This is a genomic window from Planococcus sp. CPCC 101016 (genome assembly GCF_007859295.1).
GTDB lineage: Bacteria > Bacillota > Bacilli > Bacillales_A > Planococcaceae > Planococcus.
Genome location: NZ_VOHB01000002.1, coordinates 1,548,139 through 1,572,936, shown reverse-complemented (window position 1 = coordinate 1,572,936; position 24,798 = coordinate 1,548,139). Strand labels below are relative to the sequence as shown.

The window sequence follows — 24,798 nt, the reverse complement described above, 5'->3', positions numbered from 1 at the left end:
TAAAACCACCTTTTATCTTAAGTACGCGCTCTTGTTATAAGACGAAGAGGAGTTCCTTCAAAATCGAAGCTCTCGCGGATCCGGTTCTGCAAGAAGCGTTCATAGCTGAAATGCATGAGATCCGGTTCATTGACAAAGACGACGAATGTCGGCGGCTTGATGGCCACTTGAGTTGCATAATAAACACGCAGACGACGGCCTTTGTCAGTTGGCGCCGGGTTCATGGCAACTGCGTCTTCAATTACTTCGTTCAGGATGCTCGACTGGATTCGTCTTGAATGGTTGTCATTTACTTTATTGACGATTTCCAAAATGTTATGGACACGTTTTCCGCTGATTGCAGAAACAAACATGATCGGTGCATAATCTAGGAACAGGAAGTGCTCGCGAATTTTGCGTGTCATGACATTCATGGTTTTTTCATCTTTTTCGATGGCATCCCATTTATTGACGATGATGATGATGGCTTTCCCGGCTTCATGGGCATAACCGGCAATTTTTTTGTCCTGCTCCTGAATGCCTTCTTCTGCATTCAAGACCACTAAAACAACGTCTGAACGTTCAATGGCACGCAAGGCACGCAATACACTGTATTTCTCAGTTGTTTCATAAACTTTCCCTTTTTTGCGCATACCGGCCGTATCAATAATAACGTACGGCTGGTCATTATATTCATATTGAGTATCTACAGCGTCGCGCGTGGTTCCTGCGACTTCGCTGACAATAACGCGTTCTTCACCCAGGAATGAGTTCACTAGAGATGATTTACCGACATTCGGACGGCCGATCAATGAGAATTTGATGATGTCATCCGGATACTCTTCTTCATCGTCTGTCGGGAAGTTTTTGGCTACTTCGTCCAAAAGATCCCCTAACCCCAATCCGTGTGATCCTGAAAGCGGAAAAGGCTCGCCCATTCCAAGCGTATAGAAATCATAGATCATATGGCGCATATCGGGATTATCGATTTTATTGACGGCCAGAATGACCGGCTTTTTAGTACGATATAAAATTTTAGCTACCTGCTCATCCTGTGCTGTAACGCCATCGCGTCCGTTGACAAGGAAAATGATGACATCCGCTTCGTCCATAGCGATTTCTGCCTGCTGGCGAATTTGTTCAAGGAATGGCTCGTCACGAAGATCGATGCCCCCTGTATCTATAATATTGAATTCATGTGTCAGCCAATCTGCCGAACTGTAAATACGGTCACGCGTCACTCCTGGAATATCTTCCACAATTGAAACTCGTTCTCCTACCACGCGATTAAAAATCGTGGACTTACCAACGTTCGGCCGGCCAACTATTGCTACTACCGGTTTTGCCATAATAAATTCATCCTTCCACTTCTGATATGCTTATTATACACGAAAAAGGCGATGGCATCTGTTAAATGTCCATCCCCTTTAAATGTGCAATATTCAGTTTTTCGCAGGGATTGCATAAGATGCCGGATTAAAGCCTCTGGCGCTGAGATATTGGGCCAATTCTCCAGTGATCACAGCCGGACATTTCTTCAGCGCGGGCAAGTCTTCAGCCCCCAGAGCCGTCATCATCATCGTCAGATCTTCGTAAAGCGCGTGGATCTCACTGATCAGTTGAGTTTCGCCTTCTTGCATCGCAGTCTTCAAAAAAGAGCCGGCGAGACCAACCGCGTCAGCCCCCAACAGAAACGCTTTAATCATATCCTGGGCATCCTGCAGCCCACCCGACGCAAGCACCGTTTTTCCGAAGACACTTTTCACTTCCACAATCGCTGCCGCTGTCGGAATGCCCCAGTCTTCAAAATATGCCAGTTTTCTTCTGCGGCGCTCGTTCTCAATCAGCGCGAAATTCGTTCCGCCGAAGCCGCTGACATCAATCGCTGAAATAGCGGTATCTTTCAACTTTTCCGCAGTCTCTCGCGACATGCCGAAACCGGTTTCCTTTATGATTACAGGAACGTCGACAAACGCTGAAATCGCTTGTATGCGTTCAAACGCTCCGCGAAAATCACGGTCTCCTTCCGGCATGGTCAGTTCCTGCACGACGTTCAAATGAATTTGAAGAGCATTCGCCTCAATCATTTCAACTGCTTCGTGAGCCTGCTGCACGGTTGCCTCGCTGCCAAGATTGGCAAAAAGGATGCCTTCGGGGTTTTCCTTCCTGACAACAGCATAGGATTGCCGTTCGCTGCGGTCTTTAAGTGCTGCCATCTGAGAACCTACAGCCATCGCCGCTCCCGTCTCTCTGGCAACCCGAGCCAAAAGACCATTCAATTGTTCGGTGTCCCTGCCACCGCCACCCGTCATCGCATTAATAAAAACAGGTGATTTCAAGTTCAAATCACCTGTTTTTGGTTTTATGCAAATTTCAGATACGGCGGAGTCCGGCAAAGCCTGATGAACAAATCGGATGTCATCGAACATGTTTTGTTTGCTCTGCCCTGTCGATAAAGCAAATTGTATATGATCCATTTTACGTTCAGCTCTCGACATATTATTCGGACTTGAATCCTTTTAATTTATCGCCAATTACATCACTGATTGAGAAGCCAGATGACTCTTCAGGCATTTCGTAATTTGAGTAATCCTGTTCGCCTTCTTTTTCCTGCAATTCTTTGATGCTTAATGACAGGCGTTTATCGGCTTTATTGACTTCTAAGACTTTTACTTGTACTTCCTGTCCTTCGGTCAATACTTCGTTTGGTGTGGCAATATGCTTGTGTGCAATCTGGGAGATATGGACAAGTCCCTCAACTCCAGGCAATACTTCGACAAATGCCCCGTAACTTACCAAACGCTTAACCATTCCGGTATGAACAGAACCTTTTGGCGCTTTTTCGTCAATAGAATCCCATGGTCCAGGCAAAGTGTCCTTGATGGACAAAGAAATACGTTCAGAATCCCGGTCGACAGACAGCACTTTTACAGTGACTTCCTGTCCTTCCGTCACCACGTCAGAAACCTTTTCAACGTGTTCATGCGACAGCTGGGAGATGTGGACTAATCCATCTACTCCGCCGATATCGACAAATGCCCCGAAAGAAGCAATGCGCTGAACTTTACCCTTCAGTTCATCTCCGGCATGGATCTGCTCCATCACCTGTTCTTTTTGTGATTCTTTTTCTTTTTCGATAACTGCACGGTGTGAAAGGATTAGCCGGTTATTCTCTTTTTCCATTTCGACGATTTTGAACGTCAAGGTTTTCCCTTTGTAATCTTCAAAAGATTCGACAAAGTAATCTTCCACTAACGAAGCCGGAACAAAACCACGTACGCCCAAATCGACTACGAGACCGCCTTTTACGACATCTTTTACTTCAGCTTCAATAATCTCGCCTGATTCGAATTTCTTCTCCAATTCGTCCCATGCCTGTTCGGCATCAACTTTGCGCTTGGATAAAACAAAATTCTCATCTTCCACTTTCGTAATGATTAAATTCAGTTCATCACCAACTTGCACTGAATCCGATGCTTTTTCGATATGCAGGCTCGATAACTCACTAATGGGAATAATGCCATCAAAAGGCGCCCCTTCGATCGTTACGGTTACTGCTTTTTCTTCTATTTTTGCCACTATCCCTTTCACGCGATCTCCTGTTTGGAAGTCACGGTTTTCCATCATGTTCGTTTCCTCTGACATAAGTAGCCCTCCTTCACAAACTATCCATCTTCTATTTTATGCGAATTCTCTAATAAAAACAAAAATTTTCACTTATTACCTGTATAGTCATCAAGAATCTTCTGGATACTGGACATAATGGCCTCAGTCACTTCATCAACCGAAGCTTTCCGTTCGCGAAACGGTTCCATTCGGATCGGTTCTCCGTACACCACTTTCACTTTTCGAAACGTTTTATATGGTCCGATAATGGCGCAAGGCATAACGTCTGCATTGCCGCGCAGCGCAAAAAATCCTGCACCACTTAAACCTTTTTTCAATACACCATCTGTGGAGCGTGTTCCTTCAGGGAACAACCCAACAACTTCCCCGCTTTTCAAGATCTTTAAAGCCGTCCGCAGAGCTTCACGGTCACTCATTCCACGTTTTACCGGAAAAGCATTAACTTTCGGCAAAATTGGTCCAAGAATCGGCGCCTTGAACAGCTCTTCCTTTGCCATAAAATGCACCGTTCTGGGAGCTGTCATTCCCACTACAGGCGGGTCAAGTGCATGGATATGATTGGAGCAAAGAAGAATGCCGCCTTCTTTCGGAAAATTTTCGGCTCCAATTATTTCAAAGCGATATAAAGGGCTTAATACTGTCTTCACAAGTCCCTTGCCAAATGCATACAAATTCACTTTACCCCAACCTCTCTTCAGCCAGTTTTAGTATTTTATGTGCAGCCTGATCAATTGTCAGGTCAGTTGTATCTAAAAAAACTGCATCGTCTGCTTTTCGAAGCGGCGACACTTTTCGTTCGCTGTCCATTTTATCCCGTTTGGCAATTTCTTCCTGAAGTTCTTCAAGTGGAGTCAAGATGCCTCTTTTTTTATTTTCTTCGAATCTTCTTCTTGCACGTTCTTCAACCGATGCAGACATAAAGACTTTCAGTGCCGCTTCCGGGAGGACGTGTGTTCCAATATCTCGGCCATCCATGACGACTCCGCGCCCTTCAGCCAGTTGCTGCTGCAGCTCGACCATACGCAGCCGCACCAGTTCATGGGCTGCCATTTCCGATACAGCTTTCGTAACATGCTGGGAACGGATTGCTTCTGTCACATTTTGCTTATCTAAAAATACCAGCTGTCCGTCAATGGACGGCTGCAAATCAATTTCCGTTTCGGATAATAGGCTCCCTGCCTCTTCGTTGCTCGCCATATTAATCCCTTCTGTCAGGGCTTTTAATGTAATAGCTCTATACATGGCACCGGTGTCTATGTAAACATAGCCAAGTTTTTCTGCTACGATTTTTGCTATCGTACTTTTTCCCGCAGCGGCCGGTCCATCTATTGCTATTTGTATCTGTTTCGTCAAAATAGTCACCTCATCATATGTATTCATCATATTTTAACATAAGAAAAGCGCAAGCGCCTATGCGGCACTATAGCCAAAAGATTAAATAAAAAGCTGGTATTGAATTCCGATAAAGCTTTTATTAAGAAGGTTTGTAAACTTTGTAAATATGAGTTATTGAGGTAGCCTTTCTGTTATCCGCTATGTAAAAGCCTATTTTACCACTAAAATCAATTATTTTTTTCTACAAAAAAAAGCCTTCATAGACAAGACTTTTCTTCGAATATTCATTTTACTTCGCCTGAGTGCACGGTCGAATTGTGGTCATGATAATGCGTCAGGGAAAGCTGATGCGCCTGTTTGACTTTCCGAAGGCCGAACCACCACAAAAACAGCATAAATGGGATTGCTCCGTACATGATGTTGTCATAAACATACAGACTGGTGTTATAGGCTAAGTGGAGAATGACCGAACTCACTATAGCCCAAACAATCCATCGCAAGCGCCTGCTGCTTTTTGTAAACTTCGCTTTGCCGAAATAGTAGCCCATGACAACTCCGAAAAGTGCATGGCTAGAAACCGGCAGAAAAGCACGGATAAATGCAGTTTGCAGGCCGAATTCCAGTAAATATAGAATATTTTCGACTGTCGCGAATCCGAGCGAGACACTCGCTCCATAGAGGATTCCATCGTAAGGATCTTCGAAATCGACATGGCGGTAAACCGCAATCAGGATGACCAGCCATTTGAAGAACTCTTCAATCACACTGGAAAACAGAACGTTTTGGGTAAAACCACTAGTAAAGACGCCTTCAGCTTTGAATACGTATTGGACAAAAAGAATCGGAAACGTCAGCACAGCTCCGTAAAGAAAACTTTGAAACAACAGTTTCGATGGTTCACCGGCAAATTGATCGCGCAAATATAAATAACTGAAAAGCGCTAGACTCGGGGCTATTGCTACAGTTAATAGAATGATCATACGCGTACCCCTTTGTTTGGATTACATTAATTGTATCATGTTTAACTGCATTATTTTCAGCCTTCCTGCACAATTAGGCCAATAGATTACCGTTCAAAAGCATCTGCCAGCAATTCCTCTTTGGCAGATAGTAAAACAGCAAGTTTAATACGTGCTTTTTTGCTGTCGTAGTCGCTGCCCAAAATAACGCCTCTAGTCAACAGGTCGTGTGCGCTTCCCGGATAACTGTAAGCCGGATAAGCATTTCCTTCCTCAGCACTAGTCGTCAACACGACAGGGATTCCCTGTCTCACGGCGTGGTCAATCGCCTCTACCATATATGGAGATACTTGACCTCTGCCAGCTGCCTCCAAAACGATTCCTTTAGAAGGGCCCTTCACTAGCATATCGATTAAATAACCATCCTGCCCTGAATGGCATTTGATGATATCAACACGCGGCAACGGCCCCTCCACTTTATGCACTTCATGCATTACCGGTTTTTGATAGACTCGTACTGTGTCGTTGTCAATAATCCCAAGATAGCCATGTCCAAACGAATCAAAGCCTTGAAGATTACTGGAATGTACTTTTTTAACGTATTTAGCACTGTAAATACGTTCGTTAAAGACGACAACTGCGCCTATCCCCCTCAGGTTGCTATTCACAGCTACATAAATGGAATTACGCAGATTTGAGTAAACGTCTGTTCCAACTTCTTCAGGAGATCGCTGAGAGCCTGTGATAACTACTGTTCGGTCGTCATCAATTGTCAGATCCAAAAAGTAAGCCGTTTCTTCAAGTGTATCTGTTCCGTGCGTGACAACAATGCCTTCGACTTCAGGATCCTGTAATTCCTGAAAAATTGCTTCTCTTACTGACAACATCTGCTCAAAGCCGATGTGCATGCTTGGCAATTGAAACACGTCGATTACTTTGACTTCAATTTCTTCAGGCAACTGACAAAGTTCAGCCAATTCCTTTCCTGAAATTGCACCGGACTTTAACAGTCCGTTAGAAATTTCCCTGCTCGCGATAGTTCCACCCGTTGTAATCAGTGATACTTTTTTCTTCATTAGTAAACTCCCTTTCCCATTCCAGATATTCAGGATTTAATTTCCATGGCACAAAAAAAGAAAGCACAATTAAACTGTGCTTTCTTTTTTTGCAATAGCTTCCGCAATTTGCTGTCCATGAAAGCGTCCATTTTCAATAAAAATTTCGTTCGCGTTATTGCCTGCTGCAATTACACCCGCAATATACAAATTATCAATCTCCGTTTCCATCGACTCTTCATTAAAAGAAGGTCTTCCGGAAATCGGATCAATGGATATGCCCATCGACCTTAAAAAATGATGATCCGGATGGTAGCCGATCATCGCAAAGACAAAGTGATTCGGTATGGTTTCCTTTTGATCATTGACCGTTAGTTCTACACTGCTGTCTGTAATCTTGTCGACCATAGAATCGAATAGCATTGTAATCTCTCCTTTTCGTACCAACCCATCAAATTCGGGCAGAATCCAAGGTTTGATGCTTTTGGAATAGCTTGTGCCATGATAGGAAACCGTCACTCGGCTTCCAGCTTTATGCAATTCCAAAGCAGCATCGACAGCAGAGTTCTTGCCACCAATAATTAGTACATCCTGATCAAAATAAGGATGTCCTTCCTTAAAATAATGCATCACTTTCGGCAAATTTGCGCCTTCTACTTCCAGTGCGTTGGGCTGATCGTAATAACCGGTAGCCGCAATGACGTATTTTGCCTGGTACCGGCCTTTTGAAGTGGTTACAGTAAACATCCCGTCCTTCTCTACCTGCTCCACTGTTTCAAATGGGCGAACTTCAATACCACTCCGTTTGACAACTTCCCGGTAATAGACCAGCGCCTGATTACGCTTCGGTTTACGCCCCTCTATGATAAAAGGCACGTCGCCAATTGACAACTTTTCGCTCGTGCTAAAAAAAGTTTGATGCGTCGGGTAATTGAATATTGCATTGACGATATTACCTTTTTCGATTACTACCGGATGCAATCCAATCTTTTTCAACTCGATGGCAGCCGATAAGCCGCAAGGACCGCCACCAATAATAAGGGCATCTACATATTCCATCTACTAAACATCTCCTGTACTTGATCCTTATCTTAAGCATAAAGGATGGATCAGGTTTGTGACAAATATTATTCTGGCATTTTTGTTTTAGGATGAATAGTCAGCAGATGGTATTCTGCCGGAGCCCCCAGACGAAGATGCAAAGTCGTGGTTCCAAAACCATTGCTGATCAATTCAACCCGATCCTCTTTAACTACCATAGAACCTTTTTTAAATAAACCGAAAGGTCCAACACGAATTTGGCCGCCATGCGTATGCCCCGCAAGTAAAAGATCTGCTGAGTACTTTTCTTTTACTTTCCAAAAATCAAATGGCGTGTGTGAAACAAACAACACCGTATCACTTTCATTCACATCTTTAAATGCATTTTCAAACCCGTCAGGTTTATAAGCAAAATGGTCGAGCCCTACCAATCTGAGGTTTTCGTGGTTAAACAACGGCACTGATTGATCCTCCAGCAGAACGACCCCGTACTGCTCAAAGATTTTTCTGAGAGAGTTTTCATCAACTTCCCGGTCATTATTGCCCCAGATAAAATAAACAGGAGCACGCTTCGTTAAAGTTTTAATATTTTCTGCAACCCGATCAAGCGGTACACCTTTTTCGACCAGGTCACCTCCGATTACAATAACATCCACTGAAAAATCGATTGCAGCGGGTTTGATGACTCTTCTGTGGACATCAGCAATAAACAGAAGTCGAAATGGTTTAAAAGGCTTTTCGGCACGTAATTCCAAACTTGTCTGCACCAGTTTTTCCGAAAAGGCGTTTCGTAGCATAAAAAGTAGCAGCGCCAAAGCTGCAAGGCCGATGCGAATAAAATACTTCATTTAGAGCTTCCTTCCAAAAAGAAGAAAAAACATAAGCGAGGCTTATGCTTTTTCTTCTTATTCTGCTATTGATCTTCTGCAATGTCCAATACACGAAAACCGGATTTCTCCAGCTCTTTTACAAAACGATTAACATTATCTTTCTTTTTAATCTTCAGAACGATGCGGCGCACCATTTTATTCGTTTCATCAAACGTCACAAGAGAAATGACTGATTCCTTGTATTTTTCGATGATTTCTCCCAATCGACCAATACGGCCTTCTGATTCAACAGAAGTAAAGGTAATGCGGTAGCCCGGTTTGTTCATCCCAAATGCACTCTGCAATTGGTTGACAATATCAAAGCGGGTGACGATTCCTAGAAATTGGTTGCCTTCCACCACTGCAATAATTGGAAAGTCATTTAATTCAACCAATGCTTTTTCATACACATCGTTAATATTTAAATGAACATCTTCATTTACGATCACATCGCTGACTTTCGTCGAACTGATGAACTCTTCTTTCGACTTTCCTGAGTGGAAGAATGCACGATAAGCATAAAACCAAGTAAAGATGCCCTTATATTCAGTTCCTTCTACTACCGGCAATGCATCAATTGAATGCTTTTCCAATAAGTCAAAGCCGATTTGCACAGAATCGTCCATTTTAATCGTAAAACATTTTTCTCTTTTGACCATAACGCTTTTGACAAACATCTGCTAACCTCACTTTCTGATCTTTCACTTTCATTCCCTTTTTACGTGCCTGCTAAGCAATAAAATGCTTTATGGCAAAATTAAAGTTTGGCCTGGACTGATGCTGTTTGAACTTAGACCATTAGCTTGCTTAATTTTTTCTACTGCTGCAGCTGCCCCGGCTGCTCCGTAATTGTTGACCGCAATGCGGTAAAGCGTTTCACTGGATTTTACCACGTAAGTCTTGCCGGAAGCGCTTGGTGTTTCTTCTTTTTTCTCAGCCTCTGCTTTGGCTTTTGCTTCTGCATCTTTTTTTGCTTGTGCATCGGCTAGTGCTTTTGCTTCTGCATCGGCTTTCGATTTTGCTTCTGCATCGGCTTTTGCTTTCGCTTCTGCATCGGCTTTTGCCTGGGCTTCTGCTTCCGCAGCTTTTGCTTCTGCATCGGCTTTCGCCTTAGCTTCCTCGTTAGCTTTTTGTTCTGCTTTTGCGGAAGCTTCCGCCGCTGCTTTTTCAGCCTCTTTTATTTCAGCAGCTTCTTTTTCTGCCGCAGCCTTATCTTTTTCTGCCGCTTCTTTTTCTTTTTCTTCTTTTTCTGCCGCAGCAACAGAAGTATCGGAGGGTTGTGGGTTCATCTCAAAGCTTACTTCATTTTCTGCGGGTTTGGCTGTCAATGAATCATCGGGTTCGAATAAAAAAGCTACATAAATCAGTAAAGAAACCGGAATTAAAATGAATATAAAAAATAACGCAGGCATCAATAGGCTTTTGCTTTTCTTAGCTTTAGGCTTTTGTGCCTGTCTTTGAGCTGCTCTGGACAACGACGAGTTTTTGTCCACCGATATTTCCTGTCGATTCTTCTCAATCGACTCATGATAACTATTATTCCCCATACATGACTACCCCTATCTGTACTAATATATCTATTATGACGAAAAAAGGCTCATTTGTAAATGACAGTTAATGAGATTCTTATATAGGTAATATTACACGTAAACGGTCTTGCCATTCAAGGGGCAATCGTTTTTCTTGTGGCTGTGAAAAAGCTTCGAAATTACTGTAATCAATCCCGTCCAGGATACAGCAGTTTTTTGGTTTTTCACTAAGCTGCTGGTCAAAGCTTTCGACAATATACTTCCGCAAACATTGCTGACGAGAAATCAATTCTTTTATCTTTGCTGCCTGATGGCGCTTGCCAATCCTCAGCTGTTCGATCTGCCTTACAACACCTTCCAACGGCAGTTTGGTAATCCAATAAGAAACTACTCGAAATGCAGTTTCCCTGACAATCCCTTGATCAATCAGATGCGTGGCTCCAGCGCCATGGCGGAAAACCTCTTCAATTTCATGCTGGGTCGGCAAGTCATCCATGACCAGGCTTTCAAGCAATCCTTCATCTCCTTGAGCATAGAGCAGTGTAGCCAAAGCCGGCTTTCCATCTCTTCCGGCTCTGCCCACTTCCTGAACATATCCTTCAATTGATGTCGGCAATTGGAAATGGATAACATGCCGGATATTAGGAATATGAACACCCATCCCGAAAGCATTGGTTGAACAGATCCACTGCAGCTCCCCATTCTGGAATTGCTGTTGGACAAATACACGGTCTTGATGTTCCATTCCCCCATGATAGAATGCGGAAGAAATTCCGAGTTCAGTCAAAAGCAAAGACAATTCCTGGGACTTTTTTCTGGTTCCAGCATAAATAATGCCGGGACCATTGAATTTTAAAACAAAGTCTTTTAAAAAACCGATTTTTTCCCTTCCGTCTTCAAATTTCTTTGTGTCGTAAACTATGTTTTTTCGATCCATCGGATGGCAATATACATACGGTTCTTCCAAAGCTAAATATTCTTTAATCTCTTCCGTCACTTTATCGGTAGCCGTTGCAGTCAACGCCAAAACCTGCGGAAATCTCAAGGATGGCAGAATCTCAGATATACGCAGGTAATCTGGTCTGAAATCGAAGCCCCATTGGGAGATGCAATGCGCTTCATCTGCTACAAGGAGAGAGATTCGTATTTGCTGCAGCTTTTGTTTAACAAAAGGTTGTACAAGCATTTCCGGGGATATGAAAATAAACTTATATGAATGTAGCTTGCTCCAGATTTTCTCTTTATCTTCCGGCTTTAAAAATGAATTGATAGCGACAACTGATTTTTCACCCATTTTTTTTAATTGCGCTACTTGATCTTGCATCAATGACAATAAAGGAGAAACGATTAGAACACTGTCCGGTAAAACTTTTGCCGGCAATTGATAGCAAATCGATTTCCCCATTCCCGTCGGAAGCAGAGCGATGACATCTTCACCGGCTAATACGCGCTCGATGATTTCACGTTGTCCTGGCCGGAACGAAGAAAACCCATAGGTCGAATACAATAATTCATCTAGATTCATCCCTGCTCCTCCTTAATGGCCAAGGCCAGGCGTATCTGAAAATAACTGGCTTCCGGCAAATGCTCTTTGATTTCACGTAATCTTTTGGTTTTCTGACGCTTGCTTTCAGCAATGATTGCCTCGTATAAATCGGAATTTACAAAAGGAGTATAGTTAAAATAGGGATCATTCATTGCTAATTCAACAAAATGATCTTCGATCGTGCTGGATTTCAGTTGGCGCAAAGAAGCAATCTGTTCCAAGGAAAATCCTCTATCAAATAATTTTTCTGTACGTTGTGCTGTTTCAGTCAAGGAGGACTGTTGTATGATGCCTTCCATCAGTCCAATGAGCAATTGCGGCTTACTCCTCTCTATTGCCGCCATCCAACCATGCAATGCTTCTACAGCCATTAATTGAGCATCCAGTATCGATAGGTTTTTTGATTCCGCAATCTGCTGCCATGTTAATCCACTTAAACCGAACCCGGTTAACCGTTCCATTAAAATCATTTTATGTGTTTCAGAAATTTCCGTATCGGTTAATGTAGTTAAGAGCTCTTCTTTAAACGCTTGGGCTACCGCCAAATCACGAAATTGAATCCGGCTCAAGTATTTTTTGACCCAGCTTTGCACTTCTTCATCTGTAACTACAGGATCGAAACTTTTCACTTGCTGGCTGATATGGGAAAAAGTTTGAACAATTAGTGACAACCGGCTCAGAAAAATATTTTCGTTGCCTCTGTATTTCCAGCCATTCAATGATGAAGCTCTGATGTTCAATTCCAATGCTTTTTCAGACAGATCGATCACTTGTTCATTGGCCATTAAATAACCTTGCGAAAATAAGCGTTGAACCGCTTGGTCATAGGCTTTCTTATCCAATTTTGGCAGTACGCCAAAATAAGGATAAAGGCCGAAATAGCCGATATCCTGTATTGTTTGTCCGGACTTCTTTCCTTTTATCAAATGATAAGGTGAAGAGATGGTCCGTTGCCGATTGACGGCCTTCATGATGGCCAAAATAAGTTCGGTAAATAACAAGCTTGCGCCCCCTAGCGGTTTTGGGTTGAAAATCTACTCAAACACCTTTAGAATAAAAACGATAGTATAACTGAACTTGTTCGGAGATAAAGGAGAGGAAAACAATATGGCTAAGTATACCATTGTCGACAAGGATACTTGTATCGCTTGTGGTGCATGTGGTGCTGCAGCACCTGATATTTACGATTACGATGACGAAGGAATCGCTTTTGTTATTTTAGATAATAACATGGGGACAGAACAAGTTCCAGATGAACTCGAGGAAGACATGGAAGATGCATTTGAAGGGTGTCCAACAGATTCCATCAAAGTTGCAGATTCATCATTTGAAGGCAATCCTTTAAAATACGAAGACTGAGTCAATTTGAAAAGGCGTTCCGTAGCTCATTGCTACGGAACGCCTTCTTTTTTAATTAAGCCAAATTCATTTTTCCATTTTTGTGATTAACATCAATGCTTTATAAGTGACTCCATTTTCTTTCTACGACAAATAATAAGATCGCTGCTTTTCAATCCATGCATGCATGCTGCTGAACAGCAACAGGACGACTGTAGTCAAAAGCAAGCCTTTGATCAAGTTGAACGGCAGGATTCCCAAAACGATTGTGCCAAATAAAGCACTGCCCGTTTCTGGTGGCATGTTTAGGAAATACGTATACATTGGCAGGAAAACCAAGTAATTTAATATACTCATCCCGATTGCCATCGATAACGTTCCGACAGCCAACCCAAAAGCCATGCCTTTTTTAGTGGCTACTTTTTGATATATGAAATACACCGGCAAAATGAACAGTAAACTTGTTACAAAATTAGCCATGTGACCGACCGGTACGCCTGTAGGGCTTCCTGCAAAAAGCCAATCCAGCACATTTTTAAAGAATGCGACTAATATTCCTGCTACCGGGCCCATGGTAATGGCGGCAATTAATGCTGGCACATCACTGAAATCCACTTTCAAAAATGCAGGTAAGGCCGGTAATGGAAAGTTGAAAAGCATCAATATAAACGAAATACTGCTCAACATCCCAATGACGATCATTGTTTGCAACTTCTTGTTCTTCATATTCCTCTCTCCTTGTCGTGATTCACCAGAAGAAAGGCTTGGACCTTGCATTTACATATAAAAACCCTTAAGCATCAAGCACTTAAGGGAGAAAAGGCACATTTAATAAGCGTTCCGCCTACATGTAAACGACAAACGTCCGCACCTTCACCTTCTCCCATCCAGACTATACTGTCGGCTTTGGAGTCTCACCAAATCCTGCGTTTTACGGCTCGCGGGCTTATGAACAGAGTTCAATTACCGCCGGTAGGGAATTGCACCCTGCCCCGAAGATGAATCGATATTTTGTTATATCCTAATCTTAGAATATTAAAGAAGCGTTGTAAACAAATTTGTTTACAACGCTTCTACTTCTTATTTCACTGTCCACTCAATTAAATTAGGCGCCACCGGTACGGGCAATGGCTGACTAAAATCAAATCCATTCCAAGTTTCCGGCTTCAAGCCTGTTACTTCCACTTCTTTGTCAAACGCATCAGCAGTCAAACTCAAGCTTTCAATCATCCGCACAGCTTCTAACCGCTCCATTTTACTCAAGTCGAGTCCGTCTTCAAAATCAACTTCTACATATTCCGCTGTTTCTGAAACTTGAAAATTCACATCTTGCGGAATAGTAGCATGATAAAAATCATTCGGGCTCTCTGCTAGCGCTTTAATCGCTTCACCCGCATCAGTAAATGGCATATCGTATCCAGGGGCCAAGTAAACCTTACCGCTATCCAAAGTAAAAGCATAATAAGCGATTCTTTGCTGTTCCGGAACTAGCGGTTCCACTGGACCGACTTCGGAAAACTCTGCAGGTGAACCATCTTCGTTGACCACTTCAATTTCTGGTGCATCAGCAAAAGTCTCTGAAAGCGTATTGAAGTAGACACCCACACTGGCAGAGGCCATATCATACTGATGGTCCGGCGGCAGTAAGTGACGAATGCCCGTAGCCGTTTTTTCCAATTCTCCAACATACGGGTGATACTCATCAAAGCTCAACTGCGTTTCATCAATATCTGCAGCGTATTTTTGATACAGTTCAAGAGAAGAGGGACTGCCACCGCCAAAGACCTCTTTAATCTGATCATTCGGTATCAGGAACGAGACTGGAATGACAAATGCATTTTCAGTAAGTCCCAGTGTCATGACTGTTTGATCCTCAAGTGATTCTTCATATACAGCTGTTCGCTGAGGTCCCACTTGCGCAATCGAAAACTGCCCTGACCCATCGCCTCCAGACTCTTCAGCTGCAGGCAGCTCCTCAGTTTCTTCCACAGCGCCCTCTTCTGTCGTTGCTGAGGAGTCTGCCGATTCACTGCTTGAACTTTCTTGATTTTGCGCTGAATCTATCCCGTTTTGACTAATAATGGAGGCGACCAATATACCGATTGTAATGAACGCCAATGCAGCTACGAGTAAAGGCAGCCATTTTTTCGATCGTTTTTGAACTTTTTCTTTTTGAACCAGCCGGTTATAGACTTCTTCTTTTGACCGGTTGTCTTTTATAGCGGGGAAATCCTTTAACAAATCTTCGATGGATTCATCGGTCCATTTGTTATTCGGCATTTTCATCTCCCCCTTCCCTGGCTATTAATTTTTCACGCAAAGATTTAATTGCACGGTGCTGCGTCGTCTTTACTTTTCCCTCTGTCCAGCCCAGAACATCTGCGGTTTCCGCTATTGATAAGTCTTGGAAGAACCGCATGATGATGACCATTTTCTGATCCCCGGTGCAGGTATCGAGCGCTTTGTACAGAAGAATTTTATCTTCGTTCAATAATGACACTTCTTCAGGAATTCGATCAGTGGAAACCAACTGCTGCGTTTCCCAATCAAAGAACTCCATCGAGTGCTTTTTGCGCACTGCAGCTTTTCGGAAATGATCAATTGCTACGTTTTTCGCAATCGAAAACAGCCATGTTTTTTCAGAGCTTTTCCCTTCGAAGCGGTCATAAGCCCGAAAAACACGAATGTATACTTCATGCATTAAGTCTTCCGACAGATGCCTGTTTTTCACCAGATAAATTAAAAACTGAAAAACATCCTGGTGATATTCATCGTACAGCCGATGGAAAACGGAGTCATTCAAAATGCTCCCCCCGTTCTTAGGATTAGTCGTCTTCACCTTTAGAAAGTTACATTTTTTTCAATGGCAGCAAAAAGACAAATGAAGTTCCTTGCCCTATGGTGCTCTCTGCATAGATTTTGCCTTCATGCGCCTGAATGATGTTGCTGGCAATCGCCAATCCAAGCCCTGTTCCACCTTTGCCTAGTGTTCTGGCTTTATCCGCTTTATAAAAGCGTTCAAAGACATACTCCAAGTCTTTTTCTGAGATGCCCACTCCATTATCGTTGATTGAAATTTTAGCGTACTCTTGTTGTTTTTCGACACGAACCACCACTTGCCCTCCTTCAGGTGTATGGCGAATCGCGTTATCAATCAAATTGGTCATGACTTGTTCAATCCGATCTTGATCTATCTCACTGGCCGACCAGTCATCAATAGTCGTTTCAAAAGACAGCTGAACACCGTTTTCTTTAGCAATTTGGGCGAACTTAAGCGTCATCCGTTCAATAGCACTGTTCAATTGAACGATTTCTTTATAGAGTCGCATATGTCCAGACTCCATCCGCGCCAGATTTAATAAATCCGTGACCAGCCTGCCCATTCGCTGAGATTCTTCATAGATGATTTTTGTCATTTCACGGCGCTCTTCCTCCGATGCTCCAACATCATCCAAAATTGCTTCACTATAACCTTGGAGCATAGCGATTGGCGTGCGCAATTCATGGGAAACATTCGCAATGAAGTCTTCTCTCAACTTCTCAAGACGGTGCTGTTCAGTCATATTGTGCAAAACAGCTACAGCTCCACGAACGGATTCGCCACTGTATAAAGGACTGAAATTAATGGCGTAATAAGCCCCTTCAATCTCCAATTCCTCTTCGATTTCTTCTTCAAAATTGAGTACATGATCGAGCATATGGAGCATTTCTGGAGGCAGCGGCTGTGCCTCAGTAGAACCATTTTTAAAAACCCATTGCTGCAATAATTTTTCTGCCGGCGGATTACTCAATAAAATGGTTTTATCCTGATTAAAGGTGATTACCGCATCCGCCATTGATGTCAATATGCTTGATAATTGTTCTTTTTCCTGGTTGATCACTTCGACATGATGCTTCAACTGGCGGCCCATCTGGTTGAACGCCGTTGCCAACTGGCCAATTTCGTCGCTTGAAGCTGCTCTAACTTTTGTATCAAAATTGCCTTTTGCCAATTCAAATGCACCTTCCCGCATTTTGCGGAGCGGTGACGTAATTCGAGATGACAAAAAGAAAGCGAAAAATGTTGTTAGTAATAAAGCAATAAATGCAGATAAGAAAACGATATTGGTCGTGCGCTCCGCGGTCCGGTCCATCACTTCCAACGATTGATAAATAAATACAACTCCGTGCTGTTCTTCCCCGGTTTGAAGCGGACTGGCCAGCACAATATAGGATTCCAAACGATTCGGTTCGGTTAACGAAGGAAGCAGCATTTCCTTCATCACGGTTTCACTCGTTTCAAATACTTTTTGGAAAGAAGGTTCGTTTAATATTTTCTCCCGCGTTTCATCTCCATTCAAACCATCGTGAATATAATAACTGGAATCATAAGGTTCTTCAGCGATAACGGCATTGGTTTCGGGTCCTATGACTTCTTCAATAATTCCAAGTGAACTCGCTACTTCCTCATGATCGTTAAAAATTCTTGCGATCATATTCGCTTCGCTGTTCAATGCTTCTTCCACTGTTTCACTATGATAATTTCCAAGAAACTCCAAAAGCAAAACTGTCACAATAAAAAGGACAAAGGAAACGAGAAGCAGGATCGTAATCCATAGCTTCCCGACGACACTATTCCATATTCTATTCATTGCCGACCTCGAACTTGTATCCTACGCCCCATACAGTGACGATCATCTTCGCTGCAGATTCAGATACGCGGTTCAATTTTTCACGCAGCCGCTTGACATGCGTATCGACTGTCCGTAAATCTCCAAAAAAGTCATAATGCCAAACTTCTTTCAGCAAATGCTCCCGATCAAAAACCTTATCCGGTGCTTTCGCTAAAAAGTATAACAACTCATATTCCTTAGGGGTTAAATTCACTTCTACACCATCAGCAGTGACACGATGGGCATCATGATCAATCGTCAGATGGGGAAAGACCACCAGATCTTTAGAAACGGTTGAATTGGATATTGGGGAATACGCAGATGAACGACGTAAAATCGCTTTTACACGCAACACCACTTCTCGCGGGCTAAACGGTTTGACGATATAATCATCCGCTCCGGATTCAAAGCCTTCTACTCGGTTAGCTTCTTCTCCTTTTGCGGTAAGCATAATAATTGGAGTCATTTTCGTTTCGCGCAGTTCTGTAGCGACTTCTACACCATCTTTTTCAGGCATCATCAAATCCAACAAGATACAATGATAATCTTTTTCCATTGCCATTTCTAATGCCTGCACACCATTTTCAGCTTCTTCTACTAAATACCCTTCACGCTCCAGGTACATTTTCAATAATCGCCGAATCCGTTCTTCGTCATCCACTACCAATACCGTAATCTCTTCAGACATGCAAACCCCTCCAACTTTCTTCTGTTATGTATCATTGTACCGATAACTTTACCAAAAATAAAGAAAAGCGCTAATGCTCTCGAATTTAAGCGCTGCAGCTTAGACAATAATGAAAGGCCTTTTCCGTTGCCGGAAAAGGCCTTTTTCTTTTTTATGCGTAGGAATGCAATCCGGCGATTATCAAGTTCACGGCCACCAAATTAAACATGATGATTACAAAGCCGATAACTGCCAGCCATGCAGATTTTTCACCTTGCCATCCTTTGCCCAGACGCAGGTGCAGATATGCTGCATAGAACAACCAGGTAATCAATGCCCAAACTTCTTTCGGGTCCCAGCCCCAGAAACGGGACCAGGCAATTTGAGCCCAAATCATGGCGAAAATCAATGCTCCTAATGTGAAGACCGGGAAACCAATAATAATCGCGCGGTATCCGATTTCATCCATCAATTGCAGGTTTACATTCTTAACGAACGGTTTAAGGATCGCAGCAATGCGTTTTCTGAAAATCAATCGAATCAACCAATAAAGAATTGTTCCGACGATTACCGACCAAAGAACAGTCGTCAATTTTCCAGCATGAACAAGTGCTGGTGTTTCAATAAGAGGTGTCATCGCATCTTCGGTTAAAGCCACATACTCATTCATCCCAAAAATAGGAGGCATGGCATAAGTGATGGCAGATTCTGTACCTTCTTTATCGACATACGTGAAATCTGCTTCATAGCCCGTTGCCGAGAAGAATGTACTGGCTACTACGAAACCAAGAACCAGCACCAAAGAATACATAATTGCTTCCAACCAGAAACGCTGCTTGGATTTTTTGTTAAGATCTACTACTTTCAACAGATAAATTAAACCCGCGGCGGCGCTTATGGCAAGTATACCTTCTGCAATAACGACAGTACTTACGTGTATCGCCAGCCAATTTGTTTGAAGTGCAGGAATTAACGGGCTGACTTCGCTTGGAAACATGCTCGCAAAAGCGATGATCAATAAGGCAACCGGCAATACAATCATACCGAGCACCGGTGTTTTGTACAGGAAGTACAAAATAATAAACCCGCCGACCAGCGTCATACCAAAAGCAGTCGTAAATTCGAACATGTTGCTGAGTGGCGCATGTCCGGTCGCGCCCCATCTTGTAAAGAAATAACCAAGATTCGCTGCAAAACCGATTAAGGTAATAGTGATAGCAACGGCGCCCCATCGTTTTTCAGATTTAAATGTACCTTCTTTGTTGCCTTTTACTGCCCCTCCGAAAACAAAGGTCGCAATCAGGTAAGCAATAAAGGCGACATATAAAAGATTTGAACTTATATCGGCTAATGTCATGACAATGCTTCACCATCCTTTTCCGCTTTCTCTACTTTGTCGATTTCATCTTGCTGGTCTGTGTAAGCAGGCAGTGATGCATAGTCAACAACTTGGTCCAGGTCTTTCTTCAAGCCGAACCAGTTTTTATTGGTATGGCCAGCTAATAAGATCGTGCCATCTGCCTTCTGCTGGATCCAGAAACGGCGATGATTAAAGTACATGCCTTGTGCTACACCGATCATGAAGATTAAACCACCAAGTCCAAGAATCGGCAAAGTGCTGTCTTTCCGGACAGTGAGGCCCGAGACATCACGCGTTTCCACACTTAGGAAAGATAATTTATACTCGTTTTCCCCTAAAGGCTCCACTGTGTTCTGGATCGTGATAAAGCTGGTTTCTCCTTCAGGCGTTTCAGAAGTAGTCAGTTTCACTAAAAACCCTGGATTGTTCGGCAATGGTGTGGCCGTTTGCGGCTCTCCGTTTTCAAAGCCAGAAAAATCCGGATAATAACCCAGCAATTCAACAGTTGAGCCACTTTCAAGTTCATACGTATCTTCTGGATTAATCAAATCGATGGTCAATTCACCAAGTGATTCTTCCGTTTCTTTATTGGTCAGAGCAAAAGTCATCGCTCTTAACTCGTCCAAACGGTAATCCATCTGATAAATGGCATAGCCATCAAATTTCAATGGCTGATTGACACGGATTGGATATTCTTTAACGACTTCCTGACCGTCAGCAGCGCCCGGCAGTGCACCTTCTGCTGTCTGATACAGCACAACATCTGTCTGGTAATTTTTCGCAACCGTACCGACACGATCCAAAGCTTCGCCAAAGATTTCCTCTCCGCCTTCACCCGTATAATTTTCCAGTTCGAAATTCTTGCTTTCCAGATAATAGCCAGGCACTTCAGGAATAGCTCTGGTTTCGCCTTCCCGCAGCCAAAGGCTTTCATCTATATAGAATCCTGGAATCATGCGCAGCATGACTCCAAATAAGAAGATAATCAAACCAATGTGGTTGACATAAGGGCCCCATCTGGAAAAACGGCCTTTTTCGGCTAACAAACCATTCTTTTCTGTCCGTACCTTGTATTTCAATTCCTTTAATTTTGTTTCCGCTTTTTGCAGCGTATCTTCCGTTCCAGGACCGTTGGCATAGATGCGCTGTTTGTCCATGAAGCTTGGATGACGCAGTACCCGTTGATTTTTCAACGATTTATAAAGAGGAACAAAACGGTCTAAACTGGCAATGACCAATGAAATTGCCAGCATCCCGACTAGGGCGATAAACCAATAGGAACTGTACAAATCATGAAAACCGAGAAAATGATAAGCACGACCAATGCTGCCATAAGTATCTGCATAATAATCCTTGATAGCCGTTTCTGTAGTTGCCGGCACAAAAGCTTGCTGAGGCAAAATAGTGCCAATCGCTGCAGCTACCAGCAGAACAACTATGATACTGACGCCGACTTTGACACTTGAAAAAAAATTCCAGATTTTGTCGATAATGGATTTATTGTAAGTCTGAGAACGTCTGGCCGTTCCTTCGTAACGCATGTCCACCAATTTGCTGTTTTGTTCTTTTTCAGTCAAAGACCGCCCGCACGACTCACAGAGCTTCGTACCAGGCGGATTTACATGACCACATTGACATTGTAAATTTTCCATCCAAAAAATCTCCTTATTCAGGTTTGATTTCTTCCATAAACCCTTCAATATCCTGTTCCGTCATTTCACCCGTAATGATGCGCTCGATGTTTCCTTCCGGATTAACAAGCACAGTGGTTGGCAAAGGCCTGATATTATAGGCCGTCATCACACTTTTTGTTTTATCAATCACTACTGGAAAAGACAAGCCGTATTGATCAGCGAAAGATTGGACTTCAAAATCTGATTGAGCAATGTTTACTGCAAGCACTTGAACGCCATCATTTGAGAAGGCTTCATATTGCCGATCCATGGCTGGCATTTCTTTTGCACACGGTTTGCACCATGTTCCCCAGAAATTCAAAAAGACTCCTTGGCCTTCATAATCCGATAATTTATGGGTATTGCCCTCAAGATCGACTAAGGCAAAATCAGGCGCTTTGTCACCTACTTCAAGAATACTGACATCCTCGGCAGTGGCGCTGTTATAAATAGTGTAGCCAATGGCCGCTACTAAAAGCGTCAAAATGATCGTTCTCATCACAGCTCTTTTTTGTTTCTTGTTGCTCTTTTTTTGTTTGGTTTGTTCACCCATACTTGTTCCTCCTTCGAGGGTATTATGCAAACTCAATTATAACAAAGTTTAAACAGTCACAAATCTGGAGTTTTGAAGTGTTTGTGAACGTTAGGCACGTTTGCCTGTTTCTGCGAGTACGCGCAATAGTTTGACTTCGTGTGCAGAAAGCTCACGCGATTCGCCTGCATTTAGGCCATGCAATGTAAGAAAAGCAAATTGTTCACGGCTCAATTTTTGAACTGGGTAACCGATTGCTTCAAACATTCTGCGCACTTGGCGGTTTCTTCCTTCATGAATTGTAATCTGCACGATAGCTTTGCCAGTCTTTTTGTCACCAGACAGAAGTTTAACTTTAGCGGGTGCCGTCATACCATCTTCGAGCTTGATGCCTCGTTCCAATTTTTTCAAATCATCTCTTTCAGGTATGCCTTTTAAGCGGGCGACATAGGTTTTATCAATTTCAAACTTCGGGTGTGTCAGCATATTTGCAAACTCCCCGTCATTGGTCATAATCAACAGTCCGGATGTATCATAATCCAAGCGCCCAACAGGATAAATCCGTTTTTCAATATCCCCAAAAAAGTCCGTTACAACTTTTCGATTTTTATCATCAGAAACAGCAGAAATAACACCGCGCGGCTTATACAGTAAATAATAGACTTTTTGCTCTTTTTCGAGCTGAACGCCTTCCACTTCGATCTTATCTGTACTTGAAACTTTAATCCCTAATTCTTTTACTGTTTTCCCATTGACTCTCACTTTGCCGTCCAGAATCAATTGTTCTGACTTACGTCTTGATGCCACACCCGCATGTGCAAGTACTTTCTGTAATCTTTCCATAAATAAGTTCACCTCATTAGTATTTTTTCGAAAAGCCTACGCGCCTACCCAATCCAAAGAATCGGGAGCTGAAGCCGGACAAGCCGAAAAGCGCAAGCGCCTGTTCAGCCGCGACAGGCGTAAGCCGAATCAACGGAGCGGCGTCTTTTGCCGCATAGTTGGTTCTGTTTACGACCCCGAGGGGCTAGGCGCTGAAGCCAGACAGGCTAAAAGCGCAAGCGCCTGTTCTCCGGCCTTGCCCAGCCAAGTACTGCAACTGTATTACAATAACTCGTTATGCCGTTCGTTCCTCTCGGAATTATGTCACATTTCACAGAAAAGCGAAAGCGCTAAGCTCAAAAGAAAAGAAGACTGTCAATGGCACAGTCTTCCAGAAAAACACTAGACTTTCACTTCTTCTTTGAAGGTTTGCTGAAAATTGGTCATGAAGAGATCTGTATCTTCATCCAGATCATTTGCCGCTTCTTCAGGCAATGGCGGAAGCTCATCCAGATTTTTCAAGCCAAAGTAATTCAAAAATTCTTTCGTTGTGCCATACAAAATGGCCCGCCCTGTTCCTTCAACCCGCCCTGCTTCCTGAACCAAGCCTTTAGCAGCCAAGGTATGCAAGGCTTTTTCGCTTTTGACTCCGCGAAGATCTTCAACTTCCACTCGAGTAATCGGCTGTTTATAGGCAATGATCGCTAAAACTTCCAACGATGCCTGAGACAGCGCCTGGACAGTTGGATTTTCAACCAGTTTTTGAATGGTTTCTGCTACTTCCTGCTTGGTCACCAGCTGAAAGACACCTGCCAGTTCCTTAAGGCAGATGCCGCTTACAGATTCAGAGTAGCGTGTTTCCAATTCTTTTATGCCAGCCTGTAATTCGTCATCGTCCGCTTCCGTCAAAAATTGAAGCTGCTTAAGCGTCAGTCCATCATCTCCAGCCACAAAAAGCAGCGCCTCTATCTTACTCGAAAGATTCGTCTTCATATTCCCACTTGTCCTTTCTGAGTTCCACCATCAAGTCAGTAAAGTTTTTTTCCTGTTCAACCCCAATTACTTGCCGTTTCATCAACTCCAGAATCGATAAAAATGATACGACAAGCACGGTCTTGTCTTCTGAAGGAAATAAATTGCTGAAAGAAGTACGGCCTTTTGACAACTTCAATTGGTCGACGATGGATGTCATTTGATGCTTGATGGAAATTTCTTGTCTTGCGATACGCGCCGATAAAGGCGATTTTAATTGCTTCCGGCGCAGCATTTTCTGAAAAGCCCCAAGCATATCGTATGCATTCACTTCAAGATCCACTTGATCATAAGGAATAGCCGCTTGAATTTCCGATAAATCCATAGGGGCTTTCGTATAAATGAAGGAACGATTGCTTTCCAGTTCCTTTAGATTTTCGGAAGCCTCTTTAAATTTACGGTATTCAACCAGGCGCGATACTAGTTCTTCCCGTGGATCCTGTTCTTCCAATTCGTATTCAAGCTCAGCCATTTCCCCTTCATGGACTGGAAGCAGCGTTTTGCTCTTAATTGCCAGCAAAGTGGCGGCCATGACAAGATACTCGCTCGCTTCATTTAATTCCAGAACTTGCATCGCACGTATGTGTTCCATATACTGTGAAGTAATCTGTGAAACAGGAATATCGTAAATATCAATTTCCAAACGGTGGATTAAATGCAATAATAAATCAAGAGGGCCTTCAAAGGCCTCTACTTTTACTTCGTAAGACATGACTGTACCACCTGACTGTTAAAATACTCATTCATCCCGATTAATGGGCAATTATCCTTTATTATAGTAG

Annotated in this window: 25 protein-coding genes and 1 riboswitch; of the genes, 1 reads left to right on the top strand and 24 read right to left on the bottom strand. The window is 43.0% G+C overall.

The features are described 5' to 3' along the window. Positions 1–17 precede the first annotated feature (17 nt). From der to FQV26_RS07240, 13 genes are all read right to left on the bottom strand, one after another. Positions 18–1,328, bottom strand: a complete 1,311-nt coding sequence (gene der, locus FQV26_RS07300) for a ribosome biogenesis GTPase Der (RefSeq protein ID WP_146556798.1) — start codon at positions 1,326–1,328, stop codon at positions 18–20. A 93-nt stretch (positions 1,329–1,421) separates the two neighbouring features. Then, on the bottom strand, positions 1,422–2,456 hold the full coding sequence (fni, locus tag FQV26_RS07295) for a type 2 isopentenyl-diphosphate Delta-isomerase (protein ID WP_315898435.1): 1,035 nt from the start codon (positions 2,454–2,456) through the stop codon (positions 1,422–1,424). 22 nt (positions 2,457–2,478) lie between these two features. Then, positions 2,479–3,624: a 30S ribosomal protein S1 gene (rpsA, locus tag FQV26_RS07290; protein WP_146556794.1), complete on the bottom strand. Its 1,146-nt coding sequence runs from the start codon at positions 3,622–3,624 to the stop codon at positions 2,479–2,481. Positions 3,625–3,692: 68 nt separating this feature from the next. Next, positions 3,693–4,283, bottom strand: coding sequence for a lysophospholipid acyltransferase family protein (locus FQV26_RS07285; RefSeq protein WP_146556792.1), 591 nt, complete (start codon positions 4,281–4,283; stop codon positions 3,693–3,695). Position 4,284: 1 nt separating this feature from the next. After that, on the bottom strand, positions 4,285–4,959 hold the full coding sequence (gene cmk / locus FQV26_RS07280; protein ID WP_186759827.1) for a (d)CMP kinase: 675 nt from the start codon (positions 4,957–4,959) through the stop codon (positions 4,285–4,287). Positions 4,960–5,225: 266 nt separating this feature from the next. Continuing rightward, positions 5,226–5,921, bottom strand: coding sequence for a glutamic-type intramembrane protease PrsW (prsW, locus tag FQV26_RS07275; RefSeq protein ID WP_146556787.1), 696 nt, complete (start codon positions 5,919–5,921; stop codon positions 5,226–5,228). A gap of 86 nt (positions 5,922–6,007) precedes the next feature. Next, positions 6,008–6,976, bottom strand: a complete 969-nt coding sequence (locus FQV26_RS07270; protein WP_146556785.1) for an asparaginase — start codon at positions 6,974–6,976, stop codon at positions 6,008–6,010. 69 nt (positions 6,977–7,045) lie between these two features. Further along, positions 7,046–8,014, bottom strand: a complete 969-nt coding sequence (locus FQV26_RS07265) for a YpdA family putative bacillithiol disulfide reductase (RefSeq protein ID WP_146556783.1) — start codon at positions 8,012–8,014, stop codon at positions 7,046–7,048. A gap of 68 nt (positions 8,015–8,082) precedes the next feature. Next, on the bottom strand, positions 8,083–8,844 hold the full coding sequence (locus FQV26_RS07260) for a metallophosphoesterase (RefSeq protein ID WP_146556781.1): 762 nt from the start codon (positions 8,842–8,844) through the stop codon (positions 8,083–8,085). 65 nt (positions 8,845–8,909) lie between these two features. Beyond that, a complete protein-coding gene (locus FQV26_RS07255) occupies positions 8,910–9,542 on the bottom strand; it encodes a CBS domain-containing protein (protein ID WP_146556779.1) in 633 nt (210 codons plus the stop codon). Positions 9,543–9,611: 69 nt separating this feature from the next. After that, positions 9,612–10,412 (bottom strand): LysM peptidoglycan-binding domain-containing protein, encoded by an 801-nt coding sequence (locus FQV26_RS07250; RefSeq protein WP_146556778.1) that lies wholly within the window; start codon positions 10,410–10,412, stop codon positions 9,612–9,614. Between the two features lie 79 nt (positions 10,413–10,491). Next, positions 10,492–11,919 carry a RecQ family ATP-dependent DNA helicase gene (locus tag FQV26_RS07245; RefSeq protein ID WP_146556775.1) on the bottom strand — a complete coding sequence of 476 codons (1,428 nt, stop codon included), beginning with the start codon at positions 11,917–11,919 and terminating at the stop codon, positions 10,492–10,494. Next, positions 11,916–12,941: a YpbB family protein gene (locus tag FQV26_RS07240; RefSeq protein WP_146556773.1), complete on the bottom strand. Its 1,026-nt coding sequence runs from the start codon at positions 12,939–12,941 to the stop codon at positions 11,916–11,918. Before FQV26_RS07240 ends, FQV26_RS07245 begins: the two co-directional genes overlap by 4 nt. A gap of 106 nt (positions 12,942–13,047) precedes the next feature. On the opposite strand from FQV26_RS07240, the gene FQV26_RS07235 reads away from it, so the two are divergent. After that, positions 13,048–13,299: a ferredoxin gene (locus tag FQV26_RS07235; protein WP_146556771.1), complete on the top strand. Its 252-nt coding sequence runs from the start codon at positions 13,048–13,050 to the stop codon at positions 13,297–13,299. 123 nt (positions 13,300–13,422) lie between these two features. Here FQV26_RS07235 and FQV26_RS07230 read toward each other — a convergent pair whose 3' ends face one another. The 11 genes from FQV26_RS07230 to FQV26_RS07180 all read right to left on the bottom strand — a co-directional run bounded on the left by FQV26_RS07230 (position 13,423) and on the right by FQV26_RS07180 (position 24,728). Beyond that, the gene (locus tag FQV26_RS07230) at positions 13,423–14,004 is read right to left on the bottom strand and encodes an ECF transporter S component (RefSeq protein ID WP_146556769.1); all 582 of its coding nucleotides are present in this window, start codon (positions 14,002–14,004) and stop codon (positions 13,423–13,425) included. Positions 14,005–14,149: 145 nt separating this feature from the next. Then, positions 14,150–14,282: riboswitch (FMN riboswitch) on the bottom strand. Positions 14,283–14,358: 76 nt separating this feature from the next. Further along, positions 14,359–15,558 carry a hypothetical protein gene (locus FQV26_RS07225; protein WP_146556767.1) on the bottom strand — a complete coding sequence of 400 codons (1,200 nt, stop codon included), beginning with the start codon at positions 15,556–15,558 and terminating at the stop codon, positions 14,359–14,361. After that, entirely contained in the window at positions 15,548–16,081 is a 534-nt protein-coding gene (sigX, locus tag FQV26_RS07220; RefSeq protein ID WP_146556765.1) for an RNA polymerase sigma factor SigX, read from the bottom strand. The genes FQV26_RS07225 and sigX overlap by 11 nt, the downstream gene beginning before the upstream one ends. Positions 16,082–16,127: 46 nt before the next feature. After that, positions 16,128–17,909, bottom strand: coding sequence for an ATP-binding protein (locus FQV26_RS07215; protein WP_146556763.1), 1,782 nt, complete (start codon positions 17,907–17,909; stop codon positions 16,128–16,130). After that, positions 17,902–18,618 carry a response regulator transcription factor gene (locus FQV26_RS07210; RefSeq protein WP_146556761.1) on the bottom strand — a complete coding sequence of 239 codons (717 nt, stop codon included), beginning with the start codon at positions 18,616–18,618 and terminating at the stop codon, positions 17,902–17,904. The genes FQV26_RS07215 and FQV26_RS07210 overlap by 8 nt, the downstream gene beginning before the upstream one ends. A 151-nt stretch (positions 18,619–18,769) precedes the next feature. Then, positions 18,770–19,954 carry a c-type cytochrome biogenesis protein CcsB gene (gene ccsB / locus FQV26_RS07205; protein WP_146556760.1) on the bottom strand — a complete coding sequence of 395 codons (1,185 nt, stop codon included), beginning with the start codon at positions 19,952–19,954 and terminating at the stop codon, positions 18,770–18,772. Beyond that, positions 19,951–21,609 (bottom strand): cytochrome c biogenesis ResB family protein, encoded by a 1,659-nt coding sequence (locus FQV26_RS07200; protein WP_146556759.1) that lies wholly within the window; start codon positions 21,607–21,609, stop codon positions 19,951–19,953. Before FQV26_RS07200 ends, ccsB begins: the two co-directional genes overlap by 4 nt. Before the next feature lie 13 nt (positions 21,610–21,622). Then, a complete protein-coding gene (gene resA, locus FQV26_RS07195) occupies positions 21,623–22,183 on the bottom strand; it encodes a thiol-disulfide oxidoreductase ResA (protein WP_146556757.1) in 561 nt (186 codons plus the stop codon). Between the two features lie 90 nt (positions 22,184–22,273). After that, positions 22,274–23,005: a pseudouridine synthase gene (locus FQV26_RS07190; protein ID WP_146556755.1), complete on the bottom strand. Its 732-nt coding sequence runs from the start codon at positions 23,003–23,005 to the stop codon at positions 22,274–22,276. A gap of 381 nt (positions 23,006–23,386) precedes the next feature. Beyond that, positions 23,387–23,977 (bottom strand): SMC-Scp complex subunit ScpB, encoded by a 591-nt coding sequence (gene scpB, locus FQV26_RS07185; RefSeq protein ID WP_146556753.1) that lies wholly within the window; start codon positions 23,975–23,977, stop codon positions 23,387–23,389. Then, positions 23,955–24,728 (bottom strand): segregation/condensation protein A, encoded by a 774-nt coding sequence (locus FQV26_RS07180; RefSeq protein WP_146556751.1) that lies wholly within the window; start codon positions 24,726–24,728, stop codon positions 23,955–23,957. The genes scpB and FQV26_RS07180 overlap by 23 nt, the downstream gene beginning before the upstream one ends. Positions 24,729–24,798: the final 70 nt, after the last annotated feature.

Coding starts and splice junctions, on each gene's coding strand:
- der (WP_146556798.1), bottom strand. CDS start 1,328: ATGGCAAAACCGGTAGTAGCAATAGTTGGCCGGCCGAACGTTGGTAAG.
- FQV26_RS07235 (WP_146556771.1), top strand. CDS start 13,048: ATGGCTAAGTATACCATTGTCGACAAGGATACTTGTATCGCTTGTGGT.
- FQV26_RS07180 (WP_146556751.1), bottom strand. CDS start 24,728: ATGTCTTACGAAGTAAAAGTAGAGGCCTTTGAAGGCCCTCTTGATTTA.
- FQV26_RS07200 (WP_146556759.1), bottom strand. CDS start 21,609: ATGGAAAATTTACAATGTCAATGTGGTCATGTAAATCCGCCTGGTACG.
- FQV26_RS07260 (WP_146556781.1), bottom strand. CDS start 8,844: ATGAAGTATTTTATTCGCATCGGCCTTGCAGCTTTGGCGCTGCTACTT.
- FQV26_RS07210 (WP_146556761.1), bottom strand. CDS start 18,618: ATGTCTGAAGAGATTACGGTATTGGTAGTGGATGACGAAGAACGGATT.
- FQV26_RS07245 (WP_146556775.1), bottom strand. CDS start 11,919: ATGAATCTAGATGAATTATTGTATTCGACCTATGGGTTTTCTTCGTTC.
- prsW (WP_146556787.1), bottom strand. CDS start 5,921: ATGATCATTCTATTAACTGTAGCAATAGCCCCGAGTCTAGCGCTTTTC.
- ccsB (WP_146556760.1), bottom strand. CDS start 19,954: ATGACATTAGCCGATATAAGTTCAAATCTTTTATATGTCGCCTTTATT.
- rpsA (WP_146556794.1), bottom strand. CDS start 3,624: ATGTCAGAGGAAACGAACATGATGGAAAACCGTGACTTCCAAACAGGA.
- FQV26_RS07225 (WP_146556767.1), bottom strand. CDS start 15,558: ATGCCGAATAACAAATGGACCGATGAATCCATCGAAGATTTGTTAAAG.
- FQV26_RS07230 (WP_146556769.1), bottom strand. CDS start 14,004: ATGAAGAACAAGAAGTTGCAAACAATGATCGTCATTGGGATGTTGAGC.
- scpB (WP_146556753.1), bottom strand. CDS start 23,977: ATGAAGACGAATCTTTCGAGTAAGATAGAGGCGCTGCTTTTTGTGGCT.
- FQV26_RS07270 (WP_146556785.1), bottom strand. CDS start 6,976: ATGAAGAAAAAAGTATCACTGATTACAACGGGTGGAACTATCGCGAGC.
- fni (WP_315898435.1), bottom strand. CDS start 2,456: ATGGATCATATACAATTTGCTTTATCGACAGGGCAGAGCAAACAAAAC.
- FQV26_RS07250 (WP_146556778.1), bottom strand. CDS start 10,412: ATGGGGAATAATAGTTATCATGAGTCGATTGAGAAGAATCGACAGGAA.
- FQV26_RS07215 (WP_146556763.1), bottom strand. CDS start 17,909: ATGAATAGAATATGGAATAGTGTCGTCGGGAAGCTATGGATTACGATC.
- FQV26_RS07255 (WP_146556779.1), bottom strand. CDS start 9,542: ATGTTTGTCAAAAGCGTTATGGTCAAAAGAGAAAAATGTTTTACGATT.
- FQV26_RS07190 (WP_146556755.1), bottom strand. CDS start 23,005: ATGGAAAGATTACAGAAAGTACTTGCACATGCGGGTGTGGCATCAAGA.
- FQV26_RS07265 (WP_146556783.1), bottom strand. CDS start 8,014: ATGGAATATGTAGATGCCCTTATTATTGGTGGCGGTCCTTGCGGCTTA.
- resA (WP_146556757.1), bottom strand. CDS start 22,183: ATGGGTGAACAAACCAAACAAAAAAAGAGCAACAAGAAACAAAAAAGA.